The sequence below is a fragment of the Ideonella lacteola genome (assembly GCF_038066555.1).
Classification (GTDB): Bacteria; Pseudomonadota; Gammaproteobacteria; order Burkholderiales; family Burkholderiaceae_C; genus Ideonella; species Ideonella lacteola.
The window spans coordinates 249912-276882 of the sequence record NZ_JBBUTG010000009.1 but is presented as its reverse complement, the minus strand read 5'-3'; the positions used below and the strand labels follow the sequence as shown (position 1 = coordinate 276882).

Here is a 26971-nt window from a genome sequence, read left to right as displayed (position 1 = left end):
CAGGGCGCATGGCGGCGTTGCCCAACTTGCCCAGGCACCAGCCTGGGCGGCGTCGGGCGCCTTGCCCTGCATCCCTGGACGACCCGTTCGCACGGGGCTGCGTAGTGTGAACACGCCCTAACCTCGGTGATCGGTGGGATGATGCCGCCCGATGAACGCTGCCTCCACGTCCTCTCCATCGGTGCCCGACGCTTCGGCGGGTGCGGGTCTGCCGCCGCGGCAACCGGGTCTCGACCTCTTGCGCGCCTTGGCCATCGGCTTGGTGTTTCTCTACCACTACCAGGTCTTCGTCAGCAAGGCGCCCACGTTCGGCTGGCTGGGCAACATCGGCTGGACGGGTGTGGACCTGTTTTTCGTGCTGAGTGGCTACCTCATCGGCCACCAGGTGTTCGCCGGGGTGGCGCGTGGCCAGACGTTGTCGGTGCCGGCGTTCTACGCGCGCCGCCTGCTGCGCACCATGCCGGCGTTCTGGGTGGTGTTGGCGCTGTACTTCCTGTTCCCCGCTGTGATGGGGGGCAAGACGCCGCCGCCGCTTTGGCGCTTTCTCAGCTTCACGCAAAACTGGAACCTGCAGCCGGGCACCGCCTTTTCGCACGCCTGGTCGCTGTGCATTGAAGAGCAGTTCTACCTGGTGCTGCCCCTGCTGGTGTGGCTGGGGCTGCGGGCGGCGGCCGCCTGGCACCTGCGCGTGTCCACGCTGTGGGGCGTGCTGGCGGCACTCACGCTGATGGCCATGGCATGGCGCGCGTCGTTGTGGGATCAGTTCGGCCGCGAGGTCGAAGCGGGGGGCGTCGGCACGCAGGGCTACTACCCGGCGGTGTACTACGCCACCTTGTCGCGCATCGACGAATTCATTCCGGGCATTGCCGTGGCGCTGTGGCGCCATGCGCACCCCGCCCGTTGGGCGACAGCCATGGCGCGCGGGCGGATTTGGTTTGCGGGCGCGTGCGCGGTGGTGGCGCTCGTCTGGTATGGCGTGGCCCAGCACTACTACATCGACGGCTACGGCTACGGTCGATTCATGACCGTGGCCGGCTATTCGCTGATCGCCTGGGGTTACGCCGCGCTGGTGGTGGCCGCGCTGTGCAGCGATTCGCCGCTGCGCCAGTGGCGTGTGCCCGGCGCCGGTGCATTGGCCGCGTGGTCGTACTCGATCTACCTCACCCACAAGGCGGTCGCGGTGAACGTGGCCCAGTCATTGGCGAGTTGGTCCTTGCCACAACCCGTGGTGATCGTGCTGGTCTCGCTGGCCTGCGTGTTCGCCGGATGGGTGCTGTACCGCGTGGTCGAGAAGCCGGTGATGCGGTGGCGTGACAGGCAGGTGCCGACGCTGTTCCCGCCGACCGGCGGCACGCAAGGCGACGCGGGCGGCAGTTCTGCGGCATTGAGGTAGGTCAAGCAAGAGGCGCTCTTCAAGGAGCAAGGTCGGAGCAGAGGGGATGTTTCGGGGTTGGTCGGGTATCAAGGCCGGCTCATTCCACTCTGTGGTGAGGCACACCCCGTGCCTTTGAATCCGACCGGAGGAGTTCCCTTGAAAAGCCCATCTCGCCTTTTGTTGACCGCGGTCATGGCCTGGTCGGCCTGGCATGGTGCCGTGGCCGCGCCGCGTTCGTTGAGCCTGGAAGATCGATGGGCCTGCCACACCGCTGTCGAGCAGGTGTATTGGCGACACCGGGTCGTGCCGGGCCAGGTCGAGCCGGGCCAGCCTTTCGAGCAGGCGGTGCCTTCGGCGGTGATCCGTCGCAAGGCGGAAGATGCCTTGCGCAAGACCGCGGCGCTGGCCCACTGGTGGCACACGGAGATCACCGCCGAGCAGTTGCAGGCGGAACTGGATCGCATGGCCGCGTCCAGCCAGTCGCCCCAGGTGTTGGCAGAGCTCTTCGCTGCCTTGGGCCATGACCCTGTTCTGGCAGCCGAGTGCATCGCTCGGCCGGTGCTGGTGGATCGGCTGGTGCAGTCCTACTTCGCGGCGGATGATCGCATCCACGGCGAGGTGCGGCGCCAGGCCCGGCGAGAACTCGCCACCGGCCAGATGGCCACCGCCACCCGGCACGAGGTGCAGTGGGTGCACGACCGCGCTGCGGCGCTCGCTTCGCCGGGCGCCCGGCTGCTGACGCCGGAAGCCTTCGAAGACCGCGTCAGGTCGCTGCGCCGCAGCGAGGCCGGGCGCCACGGCACCCTGACCCTGGGGCGCTTTGGCCCGCTGCGCGAAGAGGCCCGTCGCCTGTACGCGGTGGCGGTCGACCGCCTGGACGCCGACCGGGTGCAGGTGCGCACCGTCTCCTGGCCGAAGCCCGATTTCGACCGATGGTGGGCCCGCCAGCGCGAGGGCCTCAACCCGCAGGTGGCGCAGCCCGTGGCCGCGTATCGCCTGCCGGCGTTGGTGCCGAATGCCAACTGCCGCGACGACAGCTGGCGCCCCACGCTGGCGGGTCTCGATGGGCGGTACGAGCACACGGCCGTGTGGACCGGCCAGGAAATGATCGTCTGGGGCGGCATGGAGGCCGTGGGGGCGTACTACGGCGATGGCGCACGCTACAACCCTGCCACCGACACCTGGGCGCCCGTGAGTGGCACTGGCGCGCCCGGCCCCCGCCATGCACATTCGGCGGTGTGGACCGGCGACGAGATGATCGTCTTCGGCGGCGACGGCAGCCGAACAGGGGGACGCTACGACCCGGTCACCGACACCTGGCGCGCCATGTCCACGGTGGGGGCACCGGTGGGCCAGCAATGGGCGGCGTCGGTCTGGACGGGCAAGGAGTTCATCACCTGGGGTGGCATCTACGATGTGGCGGTCAACACCGGCGCCCGCTACAACCCCAAGACCGACACCTGGGCCACTCTGCCCGCCGTTGCGCTCGCAGGCCGTTCGTACATGCCCGGCGTGTGGACGGGCAGCGAGATGGTGGTCTGGTCGGGCTATGACGTGCAACAGGGCAGGCTCTATCGCGATGGTGCCCGCTACAACCCGAAGACCGACCGTTGGACCTTGATGTCCACGGACGGTGCGCCACAGGCCACCTACTTCAATTCGGCCGTCTGGACCGGGCGCCAGGTGGTGACTTGGGGCGGCGTGATGGGAGACGAAGGCAACGGCCGCTACGATCCCGCTACCGACACCTGGGCCCCCGTCACCACCACCGGTGCGCCCAGCTGGCGCTATCTGCACAACGCGGTGTGGACGGGCCGTGAAATGCTCGTTCACGGCGGCTATCCATCGCGTGGCCCGGGCGGGCGCTACGATCCGGCCACGGACACTTGGGCCCTGATGGCCACGTTGAATGCGCCCACGACCGGGCAGGCCAGCACCATGGTCTGGACGGGGCAGGAGGCCTTGCTTTGGGGCGGCTTGGACGAAGACTTCGCCTTCCACGGCGACGGCGGACGCTACAACCCGGCCGCGGATCAGTGGCGACCGATGACGACGATGAATGTGCCGGCCGCACGCGCCATGCACAACGCGGAATGGACCGGCGCCGAGATGATCGTCTGGGGCGGCTATGGCTACAGCCTGCCAGACGCCGGGGCACGCTACGACCCGGCCACCAATGCCTGGTCGCCCATCACCACCGTGGGGCAACCCGCGCCGCGCAACAACGCGGCATCTGTGTGGACGGGCCAGGAGATCATCTTTTGGGGCGCCGGGCCGCACGACCCATTCACCCCCGATTCAGGCGGGCGCTACAACCCCGCCATCGACAGCTGGAAGCCGGTGTCGCGCACCAATGCGCCGCTCGTCACCTACGGCCACACCGCCGTCTGGACGGGCAGCGAAATGATCACCTTCGGCGGCATCAGCTCGAACGAGGGTGCCAAGCGCTACAACCCGGCCACCAACAAATGGACCAACGCCACGATGACCAATGACCCGGGTCACCGCGACCACCACGGCGCCGTGTGGACCGGCGCCGAGATGGTGGTGTGGGGTGGTTCGATCGACAGCGGCGAGTTGGGCCCACGAGGTGGCCGCTACAACCCCAGCACCAACAAGTGGGTGCAGATCAACCGCTCTGTGGGGCAGCCTGAGGCGCGCATGTGGCCGGTGGCGGTGTGGACCGGCACCGAGGCGGTCTTCTGGGGTGGATACGACCAGCTGTACACCCGCTACTTCAATGACGGCGGGCGCTACAACCCAGCGACGGGACAGTGGACCCCCACGTCGTTGAGCGGCGCGCCATCGCCTCGCGTGGCGCAAGGCGTTTGGACCGGGGCGGACATGGTGGTTTGGGGCGGCGACAACGCGCCCACGGGCGGTCGCTATCGGCTGAGCACGGATCAATGGACGCCCACCAGCACGTTGCGGGCACCTGCCGCGCTGTGGGGCGGCCGCTGGTCGACCGTGTGGACCGGCAACCAGATGATCATCTGGGGCGGATTGGGCCCCACCCAGAAGGGCGGGTTGTACTGCCTGTCCGGTCAGGCCAACCTGGCTCCACTGGCGGTGGCCGACACCTTCGCCACGCGCGCAGGCAAGCGCATGGTGGTGGGCGTGGACCGAGGCGTGTTGCTCAACGACAGCGACGGCAACGGCGACCCGCTGTCGGCGCGGCTGATCAGCGGCCCGTCGCACGGCACCCTGCAGTTCAACGCGAATGGGAGCTTCGTGTATGAGCCCGCGGCGGGATACGTGGGCGGGGACAGCTTCCGCTATGTGGCTCGCGACGACCTGGCGGACAGCCCGCCGGCCACGGTGAAGCTCAAGGTCAAGTGATGCGGCGCCACGCTTCAGCCCCCACGCCCCCCACGCCCCCAATGCGTTCTGCGGCGGGGCCGCATCCTGGGGCCCGGCCAGAGGGGAATGCTGGTGGGGCCTGTTCCTTGAGGGTGGACGGCCGTGCCGCGGCGCACGAACTCTCTCAAGCCCAAGCCAGTCAAGCCCAAGCCAGCGGATTGACCGCGTAGTAGCGCGCCAACTCGCCGTACAGCGCGCCGTGGCGCTCGGCCATGTCGCGCGGCTGCTCGAAGAAGACTTCCGAGGCCACCGCGAAGAATTCGGCCGGCTCGGTGGCCGCGTAGGGCGACAACAAGGTCTCTTCGCCGCGGGCCAGTTGCTGCCTGAGTTGCTGGAACTCGCTGCTCATCACCGCAGCCCATCGTGCATAGCGGCTGCGATGGCCCAGGAACGGCGCGCCGGTGGCGCGACCGCGCTCCTGGTCGAGTTGGTGGGCGAACTCGTGGATCACCAGGTTCTGGCCGTCGGTCGGATCGGCCGCGCCGGCCAGCACGTCTGGCCATGACAGGATCACCTGGCCCTGCACCCACGATTCGCCACTGCGCACCTCGCGGCGTTCGTGTTGCACCCCGGTGCCGTCGTTTTCTCGGCGATCGGCCCAGTAGGCCGAGGGGTACATCAGCACCTGGCGCAGGTTCGGAAAGTACTCGCTCGGTCGATTGAGGATCAACAGGCAGGCCTGGGCCGCCACGAGGACCCGCATCTCGTCCGTCACCACCAGGCCCTGGCATCCGATGAACGGCTTTTCGGCGAGAAACACCTGCATGTGTCGCTTGAGCTGCAACTGCAGGTCCACCGGCATGCGCTGCAGCATCGGCATGCGCCGCCGCAGGATGCTCCGCCACGCGGGTGGAAAGGGGCGCTGCGCCACGCGGCGGCGGCGCCAGCTTCGCCACGCCTTGGGGCCCCACAGGCCCGCCAGCAAAGCCGCGACGAACACCAGCCCACCCAACAGCAACGTCAAGGCATCAACCGACGGCACGCCCATCCTTCCAGCCGCCCCAGTGGGGCAAACCCGTCAACTGGGAGCGCGCCCGGTCATTTCAATGGGGCGAAGCCCCCGATGGGGTGCGCGTTGTGTATCTGCCCGTCACGCGGTCAGCGCCGCGCGTCTTCCGGCCAATCTGCTCGGGGGCGGCGAGGCGGCAGGTGGGTGCGGCGGTCTTTCTCTCGGCGCCGGCGCTTCTGGCGATCCGAACCACCGCAGTCGCCGACATCACCGCAGCAATCCACCAAACCGCAGCAGCGCGACCAGCTCGGCCGGCCGTCACAATCCGGCCCCGGTATCTCGCAGCCATCGCCGTCACAGCCTGGATCCATGTCGCAGTCGCCGCGTTGCGCGGCGGGTTTGCGGTAGACCGGCGCATAGCGGCGTTGCGCCACGCCACACCGCTGGCAACGCCGCTGCAGCAGCCGCAGGCCGGGCACCACCCCGTGGCGGCGAATGGCGCGGTAGCCGAGGGTCGAGCAGCTCGCGCGCCCGGTGTAGACGCGGTAGGGGCAGTCGAAGCCCTTGTGCGGGGAAATGAAGCGCTTGTAGAAGCGGATCAGGGCGAGCAGCAGCAGGCGCATCCAGAGCGCGATCGTCAGCGAGGCGGGTCTTGGTTCAGCTTCAAGGTCTGCGCCGGCCTCGGTGCGCTTCCGGCCTCGGCGGCCCGCTCGTTGAACACGGCGGCGCGATCCTTGCCGCCGACCGAGAGGTTGCCGCATTGCCCGCGGGCGGCCTGGGTCCGGGCATTGAAGTCGGCCTGCGATCGCTCCAGCTCATCGCCGCGCCGGTTCATGTCGCTGGCACGGTCATTCAGTGCGGTGAGCTTCGCGTTGTAGCTGCGGATGGCCTCACCACCCGCCTCCAGGGCCTGGTCTTGCGTGGCCACGTGGGCATCGATCTCCGCCTGGAGCGCCTTCAGTTCGGCGTTGTGCCGCTGCAGGTCCTTGTGAATCGCATTGCGTTTCGCCCGCAGCGCCGCTTCCTCGTCCAGACACGCGCGATAGGCCTCGCGGGATCGGGCGCCGTCCCCTGGCGATACCTCCGCGCCGAATGCGGGCAGCGCGAGACCGATCAGCAGGCAGGCCGCCAAGCTGGCGAGGGTCGGCGGGCGTCGAAGGGTGTTCGCCATGGTGTCGAGAAGGAACAGGTGGAGTGGCGCGGCAAGAGCTTACAAGACCGGTCGCGATGCCAGCGCTTCCCGCGCCGCACGCAGCCAACCCAATCCGGCCGAGGTGCCGCCGGGTTCGGTGCCGCGGCGTGGGAGGTATTCGGCGCCGATCCAGGGGGAGGCCTGGCCGGCGGTGGCGGCGAGCGTGTCGATGAGCGTGAAGAGGTACGGGGCGTTCAGTTCACCGTCGTCGGGCTCGTGGCGGTCGGGGACACCGGCGATTTGAAGGTGGCCGACGCGGCCGGTGGGCAGGTCATGTTGCAGCCGCCGGGTCAGGTCGCCCTCGCTGATCTGGCAGTGGTAGAGGTCCATCTGCACCTTGAGCTGGGGAATGCCCAGCGTCTGCACCCAGCGGTGCGCTTCGGCCTGGGTGCGCAGCAGGTAGCCCGGCACGTCGCGGGCGTTGAGTGGCTCGATCAGCAGCGTGGCTTGGGCGTCCGCCGCCTGCCGGGCGGCCCAGGCCAGGTTGTCGGCGTAGGTGGCCAGGCAGCGCGAGCGGTCCACACCCGGCGGCTGGAGCCCGGCCAGCACATGCAGCCGGCGGCAACCGAGCGTGTGGGCGTAGGCGAGGGCCGTGTCCACCCCGCGGCGGAACTCGGCTTCTCGCCCGGGCAAGGCCGCCAAGCCGCGCTCGCCGTGCTGCCAATCGCCCGCGGGGGTGTTGATCAGCACCCATGGCAGGCCCGATTCAGTGGCGCGCGCCGCCAGCTCGGCGGCCGGCCAGTCGTACGGGAATTGGCATTCGACCCCGTCAAAGCCATCGGCCGCCGCCGCCGCGATGCGTTGCGGAAAGCTCAAATCCGGGTACAGCAGGCTCAGGTTGGCGGCAAAGCGCGGCATGGCCCTGACTTTACGTGCCCTCGTGGGAGGGGCTTGCCGCGGCCGTGCGGGGCGCGCTGGATGAAAGGCCTGTTGACGTGCTGCCGATGCTTCGCACCCACCCCGCGCTGGGATAAGCTGCTGCCAGCGCTCCCATCCGGAGGGGTTTCATGCGCGGCGCCGCGTTGTTCCTGGTACTGGTCTGGGCCTGTCTGGGCTGGGCGCCCGCGTGGGCGGCCGAGCGGCCGGAGTGCGACCGGCCCTTCACCCTGGCCTTGCACGACCACGGCCTGCTGTATTCGACGCAGACCGGCGAGGGCATCGACAAGGACGTCGCCGACGAGCTGGCACGTCGCAGCGGCTGCAAGATCAGCATCAGCGTGATGCCGCGCGCCCGCATCTGGCAATTGGTCGAATCTGGGGCGCTGGACTTCAGCCTGTCCGGCATCACCAACGAAGTGCGCGACCGCTTCGCCGCCTTTGGCTGGTACTTCTCGAACAAGTACTACCTGCTGGTGCGCAAGGATGCCGGCGTGCAGAACGTGGCCGACTTCGAACGCCAGCCCGGGCTGAAGCTGGGCGTGATCCGGGGCTTTCGCTACAGCGCCACCGCCAACCGCCTGGTGGATGCGCTGGAGAGTGCGCACCGGGTGATCTATTCGACGAGCCTGGATCCGCTCTACCAGATCCTGCTGGACAACCAGGTTCAGGCGATGATCATCGAGCCCTTCGATTACCCGGCGATCGAGAGCGCCAAGGTGCGCGAACACACCATGATCGTCGAGTTCGACGACCCCTCCGTGCCGCACGGCCTGATCATGTCGAAGAAGGCGCTGTCGCCTGCGCAGCAGCAGGCCTGGCGCGCACTGATCGATGGCATGCGCGCGGACGGCACCACGCAGCGAATCTTCGAGAAGTACTTCAACCGCGAACTGGCTCGCGCCATGACGCAGTTCTGAGTGGCCCATGGTTCGCCGTCTCGCGCTGCCGCTGATGCTGCCTTTGGGCGTCGGCGCCGTGGCGCTGGCGGTCACGCTCGGCTTGTGGAGCCACGAGCGCCTGACGGCTGAAAGGGCCCTGCGATCGGACTTCGATGCGCAGGTGCGCCAGACCGCATCACGCATCGAACAGCGCATGGCCAGCTTCGAGCAGATGCTGCGCGGCGTGCAGGGCCTGTACTTGTCTGAAGAGGTGGAGGGCCGTCGCGAACTGGCGATGTATGTCGACACGCTGCTTGCCGGTGCCGACGCGTCGGGTGTCCAGTGGTTCGCGTTCGCGCCCTGGCAGCCCGCCGCCTCGGCCGATGGCGTGCCGGGCGCCGGGGCCGAGGGCCGGGCGCCGTTGATCGAGATAGCGCCCGCCGCCGGCCTGCATTTGCGGGCCCTCGGTGACGACGTGTTCGCCGATCCCCAACGCCGGGCGGCGCTGCAGACCGCGCGCGACGCCGGCGGCCTGGCCATCACCCCCCGGCTGCTGCTGCCGGCCGATGCCTCCGGGGCGCGAGAGCCGGGCTTCTTCATGGTCTTGCCGGTGTATCGCCGCGGCCAGCCCACCGATTCGGCGGCCGCGCGACGGGCCGCGCTGCAGGGGTGGGTGCTGGCGTCGGTGCGCATGGACGACCTGATGTCCAGCCTCTATGGCGAGTCGGCGCACGGGCTGAGCATCCATGTCCATGATGGCGTGACCGCCGGTGAAGACAACCTGATGTACGCCAGCGAGCCCGAGCGTCCCGAGGTGGTGCAGCTGTCGGCGCGCGAGTACCTCGGCTTCGCCGGACATTCGTGGACGCTCGATGTCCAGGCCCTGCCCGAGTTCGAACGCCGACAGCCCGCCAATGCGGCGACAGTGATCGCGCTCGCCGGCATGGTACTGAGCCTGATGCTCGGCGTGATCACGCACCAGCTGGTCACCGGCCGGCAGCGCGCCCACGAACTGGCGCGCCGCATGACGATGGCTTTGCGCGCCAGCGAAGAGCGCTATCGCCGCATCGTCGAAACCGCCGACGAGGGCATCTGGGTCGCCGATGCCGATGGCCTCACCACCTTCGCGAACCGGAAGATGGCACACCTGCTGGGTGTGACGGCCACGGCGCTGATCGGCCGGCCGATGGCCGAATTCTTCGAGCCCGACAACGTGGCTGGCGCCGTCGTCGCCAAGGCCATGGGCCGCGTCAATGGCCAGACGGTGGGCTCAGCGCCTGCCCAAGACGCCGGGGGCGCATCGCGCGAGCGGCGCCTGTGCCGGGCCGATGGCACGAAGCTGTGGGCCTTGATCGCCACCACGCCGATCGTCGACGACCGGGGCCGGTTCGGCGGCACCTTGGCCATGGTCACCGACATCAGCGCCCAGAAGCAGGCCGAGGTGGCGCACGCCGAGATCGAAGTGCAGTTGCGGGCGTCGCAGAAGATGGAGGCCATTGGCACGCTGGCCGGCGGCATCGCGCACGACTTCAACAACATCCTGGCCGCCATCCTGGGCAATGTCGCGCTCGCACAGCAAGAGCCGCTGGAGCCCACGGTGCGCGGTCGCCTGTCGCTGGTCACCCAGTCGGCCGAGCGTGCCCGGAGCCTGGTGCAGCAGATCCTGGCGTTCAGTCGGCGTCAGCCTCACAGCCTGAAGAGCCAGGCGCTGGCCCCGGTGATCGAAGAGTCGGTGCGGCTGCTGCGGCCGTTGCTGCCGGCGATGGTGCAGTTGGAGTTCACCGCGCCGGCCCAGCCGATCACCGTGCGGGCCGATGCGACACAGCTGCACCAGGTGCTGATGAACCTGTGCACCAACGCCTGGCATGCGATGGAGGGCCTGGCGGGGCGGATCGACATCCGCCTGGACACCCGTTCATTCGACACCCATGCCGCACAGCGCCTCGGCATGCAGGCCGGGGCCTACGCGCACTTGGCGGTCGCCGACAACGGCACCGGCATGGACGAGGCGACACGGCAGCGCCTGTTCGAACCCTTTTTCACCACCAAGCCGGTCGGGCAGGGCACGGGCCTGGGCCTGGCGGTCGTGCATGGCATCGTCTCGGCGCACCACGGCGCCATCAGCGTGCGAAGTGCGCGGGGTGAGGGCACCTGCTTCGACCTCTACTTCCCGCTCGAGCCCGAACCGCCCGCGGCCGACATCGTGGCGGAACCGAGCGCGCGCGAGGCGGCGGCGCCCATCAGCAGGCAGGTGGTCTACATCGACGACGACCCGGTGATGGTGGTGATGGTCGAAGGCCTGCTGCGTCACGCCGGTTACCGGGTGCGAACGTTCGAACACCCGCGCGAGGCGCTGGCTTGGCTGCGCGCGCATGTGGCGGAGGCCGATCTGGTGGTCACCGACTTCAACATGCCGGGCCTGTCGGGGCTGGCGGTGGCAGGCGAGCTGGCCTCGCTGCGACCCGATCTGCCGGTGGTGATCAGCTCCGGCTACGTCACCGAGGCCTTGCTGGACGCCGCCCAGCGCATCGGCGTGCGCAGCGTCATGCAGAAAGAGTTCACGCTTGAGCAACTGCCGCCGCTGCTGCGCAGGCTGCTCGTCGAGCCTTCTGCCACTGTTTGATGCTTTGAACAATGTTTTTGTGCTGGCGTGATCAATCCGCGCTTGGCGCGGCGAAGATCTCGCGTCTTTCTTCGAGGCTGCCCGTTTCATGAGTGCCCCCATGCCCGCCCCGATCGCCGAGCTGTTCCAACAAGGCGGCGTGCGCCAGGTCGAATGCCTGTTCCCCGACGCGACCGGCTACCCGCGAGGCAAGCTGATGCCCGCGGCCGCTTTCCTGGCGGGCCAGGAGTTGCGCATCGCGCAGGCCATTCCGATGCAGGCGGTGACCGGCGAGTACTCGGACGACCCGATCTTCCCGGAAGATGATCCCGATGTGCGACTGGTGCCGGACCTCGCCACCGTTCGTCTCGCGCCATGGGCGCCGGCCGATCAGCCGCGTGCGCTCGCCATCCACGATTGTGTCGAGCTCGATGGCCGCCCCTGCGCCTTCGCACCGCGCTCGTTGCTGCAGACCGTGCTGGCTCGCTACGCGGCCCTGGGTTTGACGCCCGTCGTGGCCCCGGAAATCGAGTTTTACCTTTGCGCGCCGAGTGTGGACCCGAGCGAGCCGCTTCGGCCGCCAGTGGGTCGCCTGGGACGGGCCGAGGTGGGTCAGTCGGCCTTCAGCCTGAACATGCTCAACGAGCTCGCGCCGTTCTGGGGCGCCTTCGAGCACGCGGTGCAGACGCTGGGCATCCGGGCCGACACCTGGATCCACGAAGTGGGTTGCTCGCAGTACGAGATCAACCTCTGGCATGGCGATGCGGTGTCGGTGGCGGACCAGGCCTTTCTCTTCAAGCACGCGGCGCGCGAGATCGCGATTGCGCACGGCATCAACGCGGTGTTCCTGGCGAAGCCCTTGGCGGGCGAGGCGGGCAGCTCGATGCACCTGCATGTGAGCGTGGTCGATGGCGCGGGCGCCAATGTGTTCAGCGCCGCGGACGGCGGCGAGCAGCCGCGCTTTCGCCAGTTCATCGCCGGCCTGCAGACCTACCTGCCGGACTTGATGCTGCTGCTGGCGCCGCACGTCAACTCGTACCGCCGCTTCGTCAAGGGCAGCCAGGCACCCATCCATCTGCAATGGGGTTTCGACAACCGCACCGCCGGCCTGCGGGTGCCGCAGAGCGGCCCGGCCGCACGTCGCGTCGAGCAGCGCGTGGCGGGGGCCGATGCCAACCCCTACCTCGCGATCGCCGCCACCTTGGCCGCTGGCCTGGCCGGCATCGAAGAGGGCCTGACGGCCACGCCGCCGATCGCCGGCGATGGCTACGCGCACGACCATGGCCTGCCGCGCTCGCCGCGTGAGGCCTGGCAGCGTCTGGCCGACAGCCCGCACGCTCGCCGTCTGCTGGGCGACGATTTCGTCACCGGCTACCTCGCGGTCAAGGAGGTCGAGTTCGACCACTACGACCGCGAGATCAGCGCCTGGGAGCGGCGCTACCTGCTACCGCAAGTCTGAAAGGCTGAGAGTCTTTCGCCGATGCCCGTCTTGAACCCCCAAACGCCCCGGCTCTTTGTTGCAAATGCTCGCCATAGCCCGAGCTATGGCTGTGCTTTGCGCCTCGATCCAGGTCGCCTGGGTGCGCCTTTCTGGCACCGCCGAAAGACTCTCAGCCTCTGACACTGGCCGGGCCGCCATCCGGCCCGGGCGGTGAATAAAAAGCCGCCCCGGCTGCACAGGTGCGTGCGCAGCCGGGGCGCGGTGCACCGGACCCGCCGGCCCGGCCACCCAAAGGGGCCAGGCCCCCGGAGAATGTGCCGCTCAGGGCAGGCTGTCGAGCGCAGCGCGCGTCGGCTTCGAGAAGTTGAAGCCGTCGTGCTTGTCCCAGTTGATCGACCAGGTCATCGCCCCGCGGTAGGTCGGATAGGCTTGCTTGCCCTTGATCGTGCCGCAGTTGGTCTGCCGGGTCAGGCAGTTCAACGCCGCGGACACGGTGGCCGGGGTCACGAAGCCGGTGTTGGCCGAGCTGGGGCCCGAGGGCACGCCGAACGCCACCTGGTCCGGCCGCAGGCCGACGAACTTCCAACCGGTGTTGTAGTCGGTGGTGAAGCCTTCGATCAGCATCAGGCTGCCGGCCACCAGGCCATCGACCGTGCCTTCTTGCACCATCGTGTACTTCGGCGGATCGTTGTAGGTGAAGCCACCGTTGTTGTAGAACTGGACGTGGATCACGTTCAGCTCGTTGCGCAGCCCGTCGATGATCGGCAGGTAGGCGCCCCAGATGCCTGACAGTGTGATCAGCCCGCCCTGCACATACGGGTGCTCGGGGGCCATCGACAGGTAGAAGCTTGAGCCGACCTTCGCCTTGAGCATCTTCACCGCCTTGACCAGGTTGGCCTGGATCGGCGCGTCCTTGTAGACGCCATGCTCGATGTCGAGGTCGATGCCGTCGAACCCGTACTTCACCAGCAGCGCATAGGTGCTGTTGACGAAGTTGTTCACCTGCTCGTCGTTGTCGAGCGTCACGGTGCCGTTCTGGCCACCGAACGACAGCACCACCTTCTTGCCGGCGGCCTTCTTCGCCTTGATGTCGGCGATGAACTGCGCTTCGCTCCCAGCGTTCGGGTCGAGCGTGAAGCTCACGTTGCCATTGCCGGCGTTGTCGGCGAAGGCGACGACGATCACGTCCCAGTCGTTGCTGACCTGGGAGATCGGGAAAGTGTTGCCCGACGGGTTGGTGAAGTTGTGCCAGTACCCGATCAGGTGGTGGCTGCCATCGGGCGGGGGCGGAGGCGGCGGGGGTGGGGGCGGGTTGTTGTCACACGCCTTGGTCTTGCGCCACGGCTCGCCACTGCCCTTGGGCCCGTTGTTCTCCGACGGATCCTGGTTCAGGCTCTTCAGCACCGCCTTGTAGCCGACGCCATCGTCGAGCACCAGCGCGCCCTTCTGATATCGGATGTCGGCCTTCCACGGGTCGCAGTCGGCCGGCGGGGGCGGTGGGGGAGGCGGCGGCGGAGGGGGCGGCGGGGGAGGTGGTGGCGGGGGCGGAGGCGGCGGTGTGCCGCAGCTCGACACCTGTGTCCAAGGTTGGCCGGTGCCATCACCGCCGTTGTGGGTGGCGGGGTCCTCGCCCTTGGTCCACCAATTGGCGCGGTAGGTCAGGCCGTTGCGGGTGGCCGTGTCGCCTTGCAGGTAGGCGATGTCGGCCGACCACGGCTGGCAAGCGGGTGCTGCGGCCTTGATGCCGGCGGCCTCGGCAGCCACCGGCGCGGTGCCGGCCGCCACGGCGACCGCCGCGGACAGGGCCATCAGCCAGTCGAGCCGCGCACGACGCGGCGGATGCTGGTCGGACATGGTTCCAACTCCTTGGGTTTGCTCTTCAGAAGGACCACAGGGCGTGATGCCACGCCCCTCGGGCCCCACTATCCGGCGGCCCGTCGCCGCCGTCACGAGAGAAAACCACTATAAGACCAGTAAGACCAATTGCCACACGTCGGCGCGAGTTTTGACGTCGGTTACCTCAGAATCGGATCGTTTCAAACGGCCCTCACCTCGGGGAACTGGTATCTCATCAGCCCTTGGGTGCGGACGGCGCAGCCCGGCGTAGGGGCTCCCATGAGAAGAACTGGCTCTGCCAGGTTTCTCATGTCCCCCGTGGGGGCGGGCGGGACGCAGCCCGGCACTGGGGGCTCCCATGAGAAGAACTGGCTCTGCCAGGCTTCTCATGCTCCCCTTGGGGGGCGGGCGGGGCGCAGCCCGGCCCTGGGGGCCCTATTCACCCCGTACGAACCTGCAGCCGGTTGCCTTCCGCGCGCCAGCACGGCGCCATCTCGGCCCAGGCGACGCGGACGCCGCCTTCGCGGTACGCCTGTGCCTCGGCGGCCAGCGCGAGCGGTGTGCCGTTCAACAGCACCTCGCGCACCCCGTGTCCCCGGGGGCCGAGCTGGTAGTCGATCGTAACGCGGCGCCCCGCCAGCAGCGTCTGCGCCTGCAAGGCGCCGAGCGACGGCGCGATGACCGGATCGATCAGGCAGCCATCAGACCGGGGCCTCAAGCCCAGCAGCGAACGCTGGACCAGCGCCAGCGCGATGCCCGCGCCGCTGGAGTAGACGCGCCACCCGCCCTCGAAGGCCACCTCGCCCGCCATGGCCCGCTCGTAGTGGTCGGCCGCTTCGTACCGGTCGGCGAAGGCCGCGTCAGAACTGGAGTAGTAGCAGTTGGCCTGACGGGGTGCGGCGCAAGGCAGGCGGCGCCGCAGGTCCACCGGGTGGGCCAGGTTGAGCGCCTGCCAGAAGGCCTCCGCCCGCCCGAGGTGGGCCAGGGCCTCGGCGTAGCGCAGGTGGGCGTGGGTGTACATCAGCCCGATCTCGCGGCCGAAGTAGCTGCTGCTCTCGGCCCGCTGGAAAAGCTGCTGCGGCCCGCCGCGGTAGGGCAGCGGTACATCGAACAAGCGCGCGCCGTCGGGGCCCAGCAGATGCTGCTCGATCAGCGCGAAGTGGGCCTCGGCCTCGTCGGCTGAAAGCAGGTCGGCCAGCACGGCGTGCACCATCGGCAGCAAGCTGTAGTGCACGCCGGTGCGGCGGTCGTTCGGGTGCAACAGCGGCTGCGGCTCCGCCGTTTCGGTCGGCTCGAACAGCACGTAACCCGCCAGCACCGGCGCGGCGTCGGGGGCGATCGATTCGGCGGGCATCAGCCAGCGTCGCAGGTCGGCTTGGACCTGCAGGCGCTGCTGGTGCAAGGTCTCGGCCCGTTCGGTGTGGCCGAGCAGGGCCAGCGCCTCGGCGAGCGTGGACAGCACCTGCGCTTGCAGCGTCACCGTCCAGGTGCTGCACAGGTGCTCACGCAACCGGGGGTCGGCCGGCTGAAGCGAGTCGTTCCAGTCGCCATGGCCATAGGCCATCAGTGAGGTGCCGGCAATGCGCCGCTGCGCGATCAACGCGAGCGCGCGCTCCACGTGCTGCCAGAGCGTGGCCGTGGGCGCTTCGTCCGCCGGTATCGCGCTGGCGCTGTGAAACGGCAGGTGCTCGCTGAGCAGGCTGTCGTCACCGCTGGCCCGCAGATAGTCGCCCAGCGCCAGCAGCGGCCACAGCACGATGTCGCCATGCGAATCATCTGCCCGGATGGCCCGCTCGCGTTCGAAGAACATGAACCACTGCGGCCAGTCGCCGTCCGGGTTCTGCGCGCTGAAGACCCGCCGCAGCAGATCACGCAGGGGCACCAGGCTGCTCTGGGCGAGCAGCAGTTCGGCAGGGCCCTGGCACACGTCGCGGGTGCCCCAGCCGCCGCCCGAATACTGCTCGAGCCCGCGGGGTGACAGGTAGTGCACCAGTGCGTTGTGCTGGAACCAGGGCAGCACGGCGGACAGCGCCTGCGCCTCGCCACCGGGCGATGACAGGCTGGGTGGTTGCAGGGTGGCCAGGGTGGGGCCAACGGAATGGGCCGGCTCCACCAGCTCGCCCCGCAGCCGCAGGCCCAGCGATGGCGAGGCGGCGAGGTGCAGGCACAGCATCGGCACGCCGTGGTCTTCGCCATCGTCGAACAGCAGTTCGTCGCCAGCGACCTCCAGCACCCGGGTGTCGGCATCTTGCGGGCTGATCGAGAACCCGCCGGTCGGGAAGCGCTGGTGCAGCGCGCTGCCCTCGGGCGGGGCGAGCCACAGGCTGCCATCGGGCCGGTGGTGAACCTCGCAGCGACCGGGCACTTCCCCATCGTCGCCGGCCAGGGCGACATGGTGGGTGACCAGGCATTCGACTGGCGAGCCATCGATGAAGCGCAGGTCCAGCGTCAGCTCGGGCGCATCGGCCGCTGCTGCCGCGACGACCTCGATCAGGCTGTCGCCCGTGCGGTACCACCAGCGCGCGCGCCGCTCGCCCATGGCAAAGGCCGAGGGTTGCGCCAGCAGTTGCCAACGTCCGCCCAGGCGAACGAAGATGCGCTGGCCTTGCGAGCGATACTGGCCCAGCGCACCATGCACCGTCGACAGAAGGCGGTTGATGCTCACATGGCCCTGGGTGACCATCGAGTGGAAGACGCCGGCCATCCAGCAGGTCGAGGTCATCGACGATTCGTCGGGCACCAGGTGCTCGCCGCTGCGCAGCAGGTGGCCATGCGGGCGCTGCACCGCGTGCTCTTTGGCCGGCAGCACCACGTGCTCGCCATCGGGGGTGAAGAACGACCACAACGCCCCGTCCGGGCCGTGCTCTTCCAGCAGGCGCCGCGCGCCGAACACGGCATCGAGCTCGGCCTCGATCAAGGGCTCGGCTACCACGCGGGGGGCCTGCGTGAAGAGGCTGGGCCGGGGCGGTTGCCACACCGCTTGCAGCACGGCCGCCGGCAAGGCTTGGGGGGGCTGGGCCTCGGGCAGGGCCAGCAAGCGGTCGGCCCATTCGGCGTCGCTCGTGCCACTGGCCTGGGGGTGGTGGGCCTGCAGGCCACCGAAGAAGCCGAGCGTGGCGCGCTCGCCAGGCGCCAGGCTCAACGGAGTGTCTTGCAAGGCCGCCATCGCGTGCTCTTGTTGCAGCCGGTCGTCGGGCAGGCCGTGCCGCCAGCCGACGGGCGCCGCGCCCCAGCGGTGCGCCGTGCCCAGCACCTGCATCGCATCGGTGGCATAGGCACTGGCATGCCGCAGCGAGCCCAGCAGTGCCCAGGGGTGCCGGCCTGCGACGGGCAGGTTCTGCCGCACCGCCAGCAAGCGGCCGCGCGCGGGGTGGTCGAGCGGCGTGAAGTCCAGGTAGTGGCTGACGTAGTACTCGTTCAAGCGCAGCGCGGCGTGCGGCGCCAGCCCGATGTCGTGCTGGCAGATCGCATCGATCGTGCAGGGCTCGCTGCCGTGCAGGTGGTGCACCGCCAGGTGCCAGAACCACGCCGGCTCGTTGGCCGCCAGCACGAAGGTCAGCTCGAAGGCCAGGCCTTGCCACTCACCGCGTGCAACCAGTCGATCGTCTTCGGCATGCCAGCGCGCCGGGCTGTCGGGCCCGAGCAGGGCCACGTGCTGCGGTTCGCCTTCGGGCTGGGTGCCGGGCCAGCGCCGCAGCACGACCTGGGTGCTGCCGGCTTCCAGCGCGTTGCCCGGGAACAGGTGCACGCACAGATCGTCGCCCCAGCGCAGCTCCCGCAGGCTGCCGTTGGCATTGAAGCAGGCCGCCAAGCCGCTGGGGCTGGCGATGCGGTGAAGGTGGGGGCCGGTTGGGGCGGTCATGTGGTGGGACGCTGGCGGTTGAGCAGCCAAGGCACCAGCCCGGCGTCGGCGTAGGCCGGGTTCCAGGCGTCGTGGCCCACGTCGGGGTAGACCGTGAGATCGGCCTGGCCACCCAACTCACGCAGCGTGCGCACCAACGATTGCTGCGCATCGAGTGGCACCACCGTGTCGGCCGCACCGTGGTAGGCGCGCACGGGCACGGCCCGCATGCGCGCCAGCCGCAGCGAGCGGCCGTAGCCGCACACCGGGGCGATGCCGGCCAGGTCGTCCGGGTAGGCGGTGGCCCAGTCCCAGCAACCGCCGCCGCCCATGCTCAGACCGGTGGCCGTGACCCGCCGTGGATCGATGCGCCACTGGGCGCGAAGCGCGAGCAGCATCGCATGCAACAGGTGAGGGTCCCAATCGAGATCGTCATCGCACTGCGGCGAGACGACGATCGCCGGCACCGACTGTCCGGCGGCGATCAGCTTGGGCAGGCCATGAGCCTTCACCTTGTGCAGATCCTGGCCGCGCTCGCCTGAACCGTGCAAGAACACGATCAGCGGCCAGGCCTGGTCGCGTTGCTCGTGATAGCCCTGGGGCAGATACAGCCAGTGCCGCAATGTGGCCTGCAACGTGATGCTGCCGCTGGTGGCCCAGGCGGCCTGTTGGCCGTCGGCCGGCGGCGTTGTCGTGGTGCTCGCCGAAGTGGCCGCCGCCAACGGGGCCGCCGCCAACGGGGGCGCGGCCATGGCCAGAGGCAGGGACAAGGGCAGGCTCATCAGCAGTCGGCGGCCGGGATCGGCCGGATGGGACGGCGTGGTCATGCGCGGCAGGGGGTGGTGGGGCGGAGGTGGTGGCCAGGACGGGGTGCGATCAGCGGCAGCGAGTTGCATCATGGGCGATCCGGGATCCAGAGGCGAGCGGGCAGTGCTTCGACCCGCTGATCGGCGTGGCGCCAGCGGATCTTCAGCCCGCCCGGCGGCAGCGCGAGGCTGTCGCCGATCTCGACCCGCAGGCCGCCGCTTTCGCGCCGAGCGCGGTAGCTGATCCGGCCGAACGGCGTGGGCAGGTCGCGCACGGCGACGCCATCGCGCAGCCAGTCGTCCGACAGCCCGGCGGCCAGCACCAGCGTCTGGCCGTCGTCTTCGTCGTGCACGAACAGGTCGAGCAGCGAGCGGATCGCGTCCGAGGCGACCCAGGCGTGCGGCATGTCGCCGAGGAAGTGCTTCTCGCGCGCATCGCGCATCACCACCTCGGCCCACTGGTTCCAGCCGGCGGGGCGTTGGTCAGCGAAGAAGAAATTCAGCAGTGCGCGTGCGTCTTCGGGGCGGTGCAGCCGCACCAGCGCCCCCACGCCGCGCAACTCATACGGGGTGTAGTCGCGCCAGTCACGCTGCCCATCGCGGCGCTGCAGCGACTCGCGCACATAGCGCTCGAAGGTGGCCTCCAGCAGGCCTGCTGGCAGCAGGGATTGCGCCTGCGCCGGGTTGAGGGCCACGGTGGTGGAGGTGGGATCGAAATCGCCCAGCTCCGCGGCACCAGGCATGTGGTTGATCCGATGCCACGCGGTGGCGGCGCGAACCGAGGCACTCAGGTCGGCGCTGAATTCGTCGCGCCAGGTGGCGAAGGTGCGCGCCTGCGTGTCGTCGCGCAGGGCCTGCGCCAGCAGCACCGCATCCTTGTAGCCGCGCAGGGCCCAGAAATCGTCCCAGTACGAGTGCATGGGCTTCGCCGAATAGCCCTCGTGGCTGATGGAGGCCGGCATCAACCCGTGGAAGGCCTCGGTGCCCGGTGGTCGTGGCGTGGCCAGGCGTTCGCTCTGCCGCAGTTGCTCCATGTAGCGCACCGCCCGTTGCACGGCGGGCCAGTGGCGTTCGAGCCGCGCGCGGTCATGCGTGAAGCGCCAAAGCTCGGCCACCGCGTAGATGAACTGGCCGTGGCTGTCGTTCTCGGGCACCGGGTCGGCGCCGCGGGCATCGACGCAGCAGGGCACCTTGCCGTTGTCGAACAGCTGTGTCGCATACCAATCGACGAACTCGGTGGCGGCCTCGGTCTCGCCCAGGCGCAGCAGCCCCGCGACCATCATCGCGCCGTCGCGCACCCAGCTGCGGGCGTAGGAGCGGGTGCCAGGCTGCAGCGCCGGCCCGCGGCGTGACAGCAGGATCTGGGCGAGCGCGCTGCGCAGCGTGTCGTGCACCGGCTGCGCCGCGGCCGGCAGCTCGAACCCCACGCGGTTGAGCCGAGCCCGCCAGCTCGCTGCGCTGTCGGCGAGGGCGCGGTCCACGGCCGCCACACTGCCCGGCAGGCGAGGCTGGCCGGTGAGTGGCCAGCTCAACGCCACCGACAAGAGCGGGCCGTCCGAGGTCTCGCTTGATCCAGGGCCCGCACCTGGGCCTGTACGCCCGCCTGCCGGCGACGCCACCGGGTACACCAGCACGCTCTCGGCTTGACCATCGGGGTCGCGCCAGGCGGCGCCGGCACCGCGTGCCGACAGCGTGGACACCGCCGCGCTTTGGGCCAGCGCCTGCGCCAGGGGCCAGTCGGCGCCGCCGCCGGCCAGCACCTGCGATGGTGCGGGAGACGGGCGCAGGCCAAGGCGGCCGTTCCACCGCCAGGTGCCCTGTTGCCACGCCACCTCGCTCAACGGGCTGGTGCCGCCGGCGAGGTTGAGGAACTGCTGCGGCGGATTCACCTGCCACGGGCGCGCCGCCAGCAGCAGGCGGGCCTTCAGCGGCGCGCTGCCGCGGCCACGCAGCGTGTAGCGCGCCAGCCCCACGGCGTGCCGGGTGTCGCCCGAGGCGCCGGCTTCGATGTCCAGCGTGAAGGCCGGGTGAATCCAGCGCACCCGCGGCTGCGGCAAATACCCGTCGGGCAGCGCGTGTTCGAGGCGCACATCGGCCCAGCTCACCAACTGCAGTCGGCCCGACGGCCCGGTCTCCAACAGCACGAAGGGCTCGATGCTCGGGCTGCCGGGCAGGGGCTCGATGGCGCCATCTTCCGACAGCAGCGCGGCGTGCCCGCCGCCGCCATCGACGCCGAACAAGGTCCAGTAGTTCTGCTCGCCCAGGTAGGTGCGGGGGAACAGGCCACGCGGCAGCTGGGCGGCGCGGGCGGTCGTGGCGTCGTCGGCTTGGCGCCAGCGCCCGGCCGCCACCGGCTCCAGCGTGGGCAGGGGGAAGGCCGGGGAGCCAGCGGGCGCCTGCAGGCGCAGGCGGCGGGCCTCTTCGTCGGGCAGCACCAGCGCGTCCACCGGCCCGGCGGCACGGCGCACCTGCTTGAGCGTCCGCCAGCGGCCATCGTCACCTTGCGCCCGGATCTGGTAGTCGCGCGGCCGGGGCGTGCCCGGTGGCCACTGCAGCACCAAGCCGCTGAACTCACGCGTCAGGCCCCAATCCACTTCGACCCAGGGCGCGGCGCCCGCGGCCGAGGTGGACTGCCGCCACTGCGGGGCGGGCCAGGTCGCCGGTGGCGGCGCCCGCTCCACCAGGTCCAGGCGTTCGAAGCACACCGAGCCCCGGCCGCCGCCCGTGCCGCTGGCCATCACCAGCTCCAATGCGGCGGGTGACGTGAGGGTGGTCTGGGTGGTCGGGCCCCAGGCGAACTCGATCTGCCGTTGCTTGATGCGCCATTCGCGGGTCTCGTGGGGGGGCTTCACGTCGCGCTGCTGGGCCCACCAGACGTTCTCGCCGCTGGCGTCGGTGAGCTTGAACTGAAAGTGGTTGGGTGGCCCTTCGCCACGCCAGCGCAGCCGGAACTCGTAGTTCGCCGGCAGATCCAGCGGTGGCAAGTGCCGGCGTGCCACGGCATAGCCGGAGACGTGGTGGAAGTCGTAGTCCAGGCAATGGCCGCCGCGCGCGTCGGCCCGCCAACGGGCGCTGACCTGGTCGGAGGCGCTGGTGACCCAGCCCTCGCCGGACTGGAAGCCGTCGATCAGTCGGGTGTCGCCTGGGGCGGCCATTGCCGAAGCGGCGAGCCAGGCGAGCGCAACGCAGAACAGGGCCTTCATTGCTTCACCCCGCCCAGGGTCAGGCCCTGCAGGTAGTAGCGCTGCAGCATGAGGAACAGGCCCAGCACCGGCAGCACCGTGATCACCGCGCCGGCCATCATCAGCTCGCTGTCTTGCACATGCTCGCGGCTCAGGCTGGCCAGGGCCACCGGCAGCGTGTGCAGCTCGCCATCGGTGAGCACGATCAGCGGCCACATGAAATCGTTCCAGCTGCCGAGGAAGGCGAACACCGCCAGGGTGGCCAGCACCGGTTTGAGCAGCGGCAGCACGATCGAGAAGAAGATGCGGAATTCGCCGGCCCCGTCGATGCGCGCGGCCTCGATCAGCTCGTCGGGGATGCCGCGGGCGTACTGGCGCACCAGGAAGATGCCGAAGATGCCGGCCAGCGAGGGCACCAGCACGCCGACGTAGCTGTTCACCAGCCCCATGCCCTTGAGCATCAGGAACAGCGGCAGCATCGCCACCTGGCCGGGGATCACGAGCGCGCCGATCAGCGCCGCGAAGATCGCATCGCGGCCCTTGAAGCGCAGCTTCGCGAACGCGTAGCCGGCCAGCGTGTTGAAGGTGGTCGACAGCAGCGTTGCCGCGATCGCCAGCCCTAGGCTGTTGAAGAACTGCCGGCCCAGGCCGCCCTGGGTGAGCAGCGCCCGGTAGTGGTCGAGCGTGGGCGCGCTCGGCCACCAGGGCGGCGGGTAGCTGCTGGCCTCGCCGCTGCGCATCAGCGACGCCGAGACCATCCACACCAGCGGTGCGACCGTGAGCAGCGTGACCAGCCCGAGCGCCATGTGCAGCGCGATGGCCTTCAGGCCTTGCCCCTTCATGCCTCACCTCGCGCGCGGGTGAGCCGCAGCAGGCCGCGCGTCACGACGATGATGATCGCGAACAGCACGAAGGCCACCGCCGAGGCCGCGCCGAGGTTCCACCAGCGGAAGCCTTCTTCGTACATCAGATAGAGCACGCTGACGGTGGATTGCAGGGGGCCGCCCTGCGTCATCACATACGGCTCGGCGAACAGCTGGAAGTAGCCGGTGATGGTGAGGATGCTCACCATCAGCAAGGTGGGCCCGAGCATCGGCAAGGTCACATGCAGGAACTGCTGCCAGGCGCGCGCGCCGTCGAGGCGCGCTGCTTCGTACAGGTCGTCTGGAATGGCCTGCAACGCGGCGATGAAGATGATCATGTTGCCGCCGAAGTTCTTCCAGGCGGCGAACACGATGATGGCTGGCATGGCCCAGTGCGGATCGCCGAGCCAGTCGATCGGCTCGATGCCGATGGAACCCAGCCACTGGTTGATCCAGCCATAGCGCACATGGAACAGGTAGCGCCACACGACGGCGACCGCGACCAGCGTCGTCACCACCGGCGCGAAGAGGGCGGTACGCCACAGCGGCTTGAAGCGCACCAGCTTCGATTGCAGCAACACCGCGCAGCCCAGTGACAGCGCGATCGACAGCGGCACCCCCAGCACCACGAAGTACGCGGTGTTGCCCAGCGCCTGCCAGAACAGCGGGCGGGTCAGCGTGTCGCGGTAGTTCTGCAGACCGACGAAGCGCAGGTTGTCCAGCGAGGCCAGGGCGTAGAGGTCGAAGTCGGTGAAGCTCAGCAACAGGCCGGCCAGCACCGGCACGACAAAGAACAGGCCGATGACCGACAGGGCTGGCAGCACGAAGGCCCAGGCGACGGACGGGCGCGTCATGCAGCGCCCTTTCGTGAGGCGCGGTCGAGCATCCAGCGGCGTTTGGCGAGGAAGCCGTCGACGCGCGCATCGAGCGCCCGGGCCATCGTTGCGGGGGCGGTGCGCTCGTGCACGGCGCGCGCGGCCATCAGCTGCATCTCCTGGGCGATGCGCTCCCACTCGGGCACCGCAGGTGTGGGTTGAACCCGCTCGAGCTGGCGGGCAAAGGCCTGGGCCTGGGCGTCCTGGCGCAAGGCGGGCTCGGCCCAGCTTTCGCGGCGGGGCGGCAGGTTGCCGGTCAGGCGGTAGAAGTGCTGCTGAACGGCGGGGCGGGCGAGGTAGTCGATCAGCGCCCAGGCTTCGGCCTGCGCGTGCGAACGGCGGAACATCACCAGGCTCGATCCCCCGGCGATCGACGCGCCCGGGCCTTCCGGGCCGGGCAGCGGCGCGGTCGTCCAGCGGCCTTGCAGCTCGGCCGGGAGGCGGCGACGGAACTCGCCCAGGTTCCACGGGCCCGAGATGTACAGCGCGAAGGTGCCGCGCCCGAACTCTTGCCACAGGTTGGCGACCTGGTTGTTCGTCAGGCTCGGCGCGAAGCCTCGTTCGAACATGCGCAGGTAGAAGCCGAGCGCGCGCTCGAATCCGGGGCTGGCGAAGTGGCCGAATCGCCCGCCCTCGCGCAGCAGCGGGCTGTCTTGCTGCAGTGCCAGCGCCAACAGCGGTTCAAACTCGTTGAGCGGCAGCAGTTGAGGGTGGGCGACGCCGATGCGCTGCAGGCCCTCCATCGCCTGCTGCCAGCCGGCCCAGGTGGTCGGCATCTCGGTGAAACCGGCGCGCTCCAGCAGGTCGGTTCGCAGGTACAGCAGCCGGGTGTCCACGTACCACGGCAGCCCTTGCACCTGGCCATCGATCACGTTGGTGCGCCAGATGCCGTCGAAATAGTCGTCGGGGCGGATGGTGGGGCTCTGTGGCAACCGTGCATCCAGCGGCTGCACCGCGCCGAGCGCCACCATCTCTGGCAGCCAGGTGTTGCCGATCTGGGCCACGTCGGGCGTCGCGTCGCCGGCAAAGGCGGTCAGCAGCTTCTCGTGGGCGGCTGTCCAGGGCAACTGCTCGATGCGCAGGTCGATGTCCGGGTGTTCTGCGCGAAAGCCGGCGAGCAGCGCATGCGCCACTTCGCCTTCGCGTCCCATCGCCCAGAAGCGCAGCGGCCGCCGGCCGCCCGAACGGTCACAAGCGGCCAGCGGCCAGGCGGCCGCTGCCACGGCACCCGCCAACAGCCGCCTGCGCCCAGCGACGGGGGGCTTCACGACAACCAGCCCCCCTGGAAGCCCGCGCGCTGCAGGCCGCGGCGCAGGTGCGGGTTGCTGCGCATCGTGCGCCACACGAGGTCTTGCCGGTGGTTGGCGATCATCGCGACGATCGGGCCCTGGTCGATGCCGAGGTAGTCGGTGTCGACCCAGCCGAAGCCCGGCACCACACGGCCGTTCGACAGCGTCGCGCTGCTGTCGACGAAGCTGGTGTTGAACGCGTCGAGGAAGCCATAGCGGCCGTAGAGGTGCTCGCCGAATCGCTGGTGCATGGCCTGTACGGCGGCGGTCACCTCCACCGGCGCAAACGGCAGCGAGGCCGCGGCGGCGGTGGGGGCGATGGTGCCGTCGTCGAGCAGGTCGACCAGGCCGGCGCCCCGTGCCCGGTAGTCGAAAAACTCGCGCGGCCGGCCACTGTGGTCGGGGGTGCGCATCGTGCCCGGGCCGTCGGAGGCGGTCAGGCCCCAGATGTTGTCGCCGTGGTCTTTCCACCCGGCGGGGTTGGCGATGGCGTAGGCCCGCTGGGCCAGCGTGGCGCGCCGGCTGTTCTCGAAGTAGTCGAGCTGCCGCTCGCGCATGAAGGCGTCCTGCAGGCCGCGGAAGTCGACCCAGACGTGCGAGTACTGGTGCCAGAATAGCGGCGCGCCGCCCAGGTGGAGCTGGCCCATGAACGAGCCCCAGGTGCGCGGGTAGCTGCTGCAGAAGGCAATCCAGCTGTCGTCGAGCGCCGGGTGGGTGGGCGAGCCGAGGGCCAGCAGGTACAGCAGCATCGCCTCGTCATAGCCGTGGTAATCGATGAAGGGGCCGAAGCCCGCGCCGGGCACCCAGCCCATCACGATGTGGCCGCCCCTCACCTGGGCCCAGCGCCAGTCGACCCGGGTGTAGAGCGTTTCGGCCAGTTCACGGATACGGGTCTCGACGGCGCCGGTGCCGTTGAAGAACGACTGCACGGCCAGCACGCCACCCATCAGCAAGGCGGTGTCGATCGTCGACAGCTCGACGCGATCGTCGAACCGCTCGCCCGTGGCCATGTGCAGGAAATGGTAGAAAAAGCCGCGGTACCCGGCCATGCCCCGCTGGGCATCACCTTGCGGCGCGTGGAGCAGAAAGTCGAGCGTGCGCTGGACGCGCTCGGCGGCTTCGGCCCGGGTGACGAACTGCCGCTCGGCGCCCACGATGTAGGCGGTGAGGCCGAAGCCCACCGACGCCACGCTCGCCATCGTCGGCGAGGCTGGCCAGCGGTCGGGCACCAGGCCGGTCTGCGGATGCGCGGTGTCCCAGAAGAAGCGGAAGGTGCGGGCCTCGAGGTCGTCGAGCAAGCCGGTGTCGCTGAGCGGTGCGGGCGGGCGACCGTCGCCAAAGGCCATGGGCCGGGGCGCCATGCGGCTGCAGCCGGGCAGGCCGGTGGCGAGCGCGGTGCCGAGGCCTGCCGCCAGCAGGTGGCGGCGGCGCAGGCGGTGCGTCAGAAGCGTCATGGCAGAAGGGCAGCGCGGCAGAGAAGGTGGTCAGGGGCGAGGCCGCCGGCGGGCCCGGCGGTGGGCCCGCCGGTGGTGGCATGGGTCGTGAAGGCCGCAGCCTGCCACGACCGGGCGGGCCGTGGCAGGGGGCTGACGCGGAGCAGCGT

17 protein-coding genes are annotated in these 26971 nt (G+C 69.7%); 5 read left to right on the top strand and 12 right to left on the bottom strand.

What is annotated here, in order from left to right; translation table 11 throughout:
* The first annotated feature begins 151 nt into the window (after nucleotides 1–151).
* Together AACH06_RS15800 and AACH06_RS15795 are read left to right on the top strand one after the other, a co-directional pair.
* Nucleotides 152–1393, top strand: coding sequence for an acyltransferase family protein (locus AACH06_RS15800; RefSeq protein ID WP_341426705.1), 1242 nt, complete (start codon nucleotides 152–154; stop codon nucleotides 1391–1393).
* Nucleotides 1394–1531: 138 nt separating this feature from the next.
* Nucleotides 1532–4714, top strand: coding sequence for a Kelch repeat-containing protein (locus AACH06_RS15795; RefSeq protein ID WP_341426704.1), 3183 nt, complete (start codon nucleotides 1532–1534; stop codon nucleotides 4712–4714).
* Between the two features lie 160 nt (nucleotides 4715–4874).
* Here the strand turns inward: AACH06_RS15795 and AACH06_RS15790 are convergent, their stop codons facing one another.
* The 4 genes from AACH06_RS15790 to AACH06_RS15775 all read right to left on the bottom strand — a co-directional run bounded on the left by AACH06_RS15790 (nucleotide 4875) and on the right by AACH06_RS15775 (nucleotide 7734).
* Entirely contained in the window at nucleotides 4875–5699 is an 825-nt protein-coding gene (locus AACH06_RS15790) for a M90 family metallopeptidase (RefSeq protein WP_341426703.1), read from the bottom strand.
* 134 nt (nucleotides 5700–5833) lie between these two features.
* A complete protein-coding gene (gene yidD, locus AACH06_RS15785; protein ID WP_341426702.1) occupies nucleotides 5834–6307 on the bottom strand; it encodes a membrane protein insertion efficiency factor YidD in 474 nt (157 codons plus the stop codon).
* A 14-nt stretch (nucleotides 6308–6321) separates the two neighbouring features.
* Nucleotides 6322–6855 carry a hypothetical protein gene (locus AACH06_RS15780; protein ID WP_341426700.1) on the bottom strand — a complete coding sequence of 178 codons (534 nt, stop codon included), beginning with the start codon at nucleotides 6853–6855 and terminating at the stop codon, nucleotides 6322–6324.
* A gap of 39 nt (nucleotides 6856–6894) precedes the next feature.
* Entirely contained in the window at nucleotides 6895–7734 is an 840-nt protein-coding gene (locus tag AACH06_RS15775; RefSeq protein WP_341426699.1) for a hydroxypyruvate isomerase family protein, read from the bottom strand.
* A 149-nt stretch (nucleotides 7735–7883) separates the two neighbouring features.
* On the opposite strand from AACH06_RS15775, the gene AACH06_RS15770 reads away from it, so the two are divergent.
* The 3 genes from AACH06_RS15770 to AACH06_RS15760 all read left to right on the top strand — a co-directional run bounded on the left by AACH06_RS15770 (nucleotide 7884) and on the right by AACH06_RS15760 (nucleotide 12694).
* A complete protein-coding gene (locus tag AACH06_RS15770; protein WP_341426698.1) occupies nucleotides 7884–8672 on the top strand; it encodes a substrate-binding periplasmic protein in 789 nt (262 codons plus the stop codon).
* 7 nt (nucleotides 8673–8679) lie between these two features.
* Entirely contained in the window at nucleotides 8680–11256 is a 2577-nt protein-coding gene (locus AACH06_RS15765) for a CHASE domain-containing protein (RefSeq protein WP_341426697.1), read from the top strand.
* 100 nt (nucleotides 11257–11356) lie between these two features.
* Nucleotides 11357–12694 (top strand): glutamine synthetase family protein, encoded by a 1338-nt coding sequence (locus AACH06_RS15760; RefSeq protein WP_341426696.1) that lies wholly within the window; start codon nucleotides 11357–11359, stop codon nucleotides 12692–12694.
* Nucleotides 12695–12997: 303 nt separating this feature from the next.
* On the opposite strand, the gene AACH06_RS15755 is transcribed toward AACH06_RS15760, so the two are convergent.
* The 8 genes from AACH06_RS15755 to AACH06_RS15720 all read right to left on the bottom strand — a co-directional run bounded on the left by AACH06_RS15755 (nucleotide 12998) and on the right by AACH06_RS15720 (nucleotide 26822).
* Nucleotides 12998–14530: a glycosyl hydrolase family 18 protein gene (locus AACH06_RS15755; protein ID WP_341426695.1), complete on the bottom strand. Its 1533-nt coding sequence runs from the start codon at nucleotides 14528–14530 to the stop codon at nucleotides 12998–13000.
* A 421-nt stretch (nucleotides 14531–14951) separates the two neighbouring features.
* On the bottom strand, nucleotides 14952–18374 hold the full coding sequence (locus tag AACH06_RS15750; RefSeq protein WP_341426694.1) for a hypothetical protein: 3423 nt from the start codon (nucleotides 18372–18374) through the stop codon (nucleotides 14952–14954).
* Nucleotides 18371–19180, bottom strand: a complete 810-nt coding sequence (locus AACH06_RS15745; RefSeq protein ID WP_341426693.1) for a carboxylesterase family protein — start codon at nucleotides 19178–19180, stop codon at nucleotides 18371–18373. Before AACH06_RS15745 ends, AACH06_RS15750 begins: the two co-directional genes overlap by 4 nt.
* A gap of 68 nt (nucleotides 19181–19248) precedes the next feature.
* Nucleotides 19249–22362 (bottom strand): discoidin domain-containing protein, encoded by a 3114-nt coding sequence (locus AACH06_RS15740; RefSeq protein ID WP_341426692.1) that lies wholly within the window; start codon nucleotides 22360–22362, stop codon nucleotides 19249–19251.
* Nucleotides 22359–23183, bottom strand: coding sequence for a carbohydrate ABC transporter permease (locus AACH06_RS15735; RefSeq protein ID WP_341426691.1), 825 nt, complete (start codon nucleotides 23181–23183; stop codon nucleotides 22359–22361). The genes AACH06_RS15740 and AACH06_RS15735 overlap by 4 nt, the downstream gene beginning before the upstream one ends.
* Nucleotides 23180–24058 (bottom strand): carbohydrate ABC transporter permease, encoded by an 879-nt coding sequence (locus AACH06_RS15730; RefSeq protein ID WP_341426690.1) that lies wholly within the window; start codon nucleotides 24056–24058, stop codon nucleotides 23180–23182. Before AACH06_RS15730 ends, AACH06_RS15735 begins: the two co-directional genes overlap by 4 nt.
* Nucleotides 24055–25347: a sugar ABC transporter substrate-binding protein gene (locus tag AACH06_RS15725; RefSeq protein ID WP_341426689.1), complete on the bottom strand. Its 1293-nt coding sequence runs from the start codon at nucleotides 25345–25347 to the stop codon at nucleotides 24055–24057. The genes AACH06_RS15730 and AACH06_RS15725 overlap by 4 nt, the downstream gene beginning before the upstream one ends.
* Complete coding sequence (locus tag AACH06_RS15720) at nucleotides 25344–26822, bottom strand: glucoamylase family protein (RefSeq protein ID WP_341426688.1); 1479 nt, start codon at nucleotides 26820–26822, stop codon at nucleotides 25344–25346. Before AACH06_RS15720 ends, AACH06_RS15725 begins: the two co-directional genes overlap by 4 nt.
* Between the last annotated feature and the right edge of the window lie 149 nt (nucleotides 26823–26971).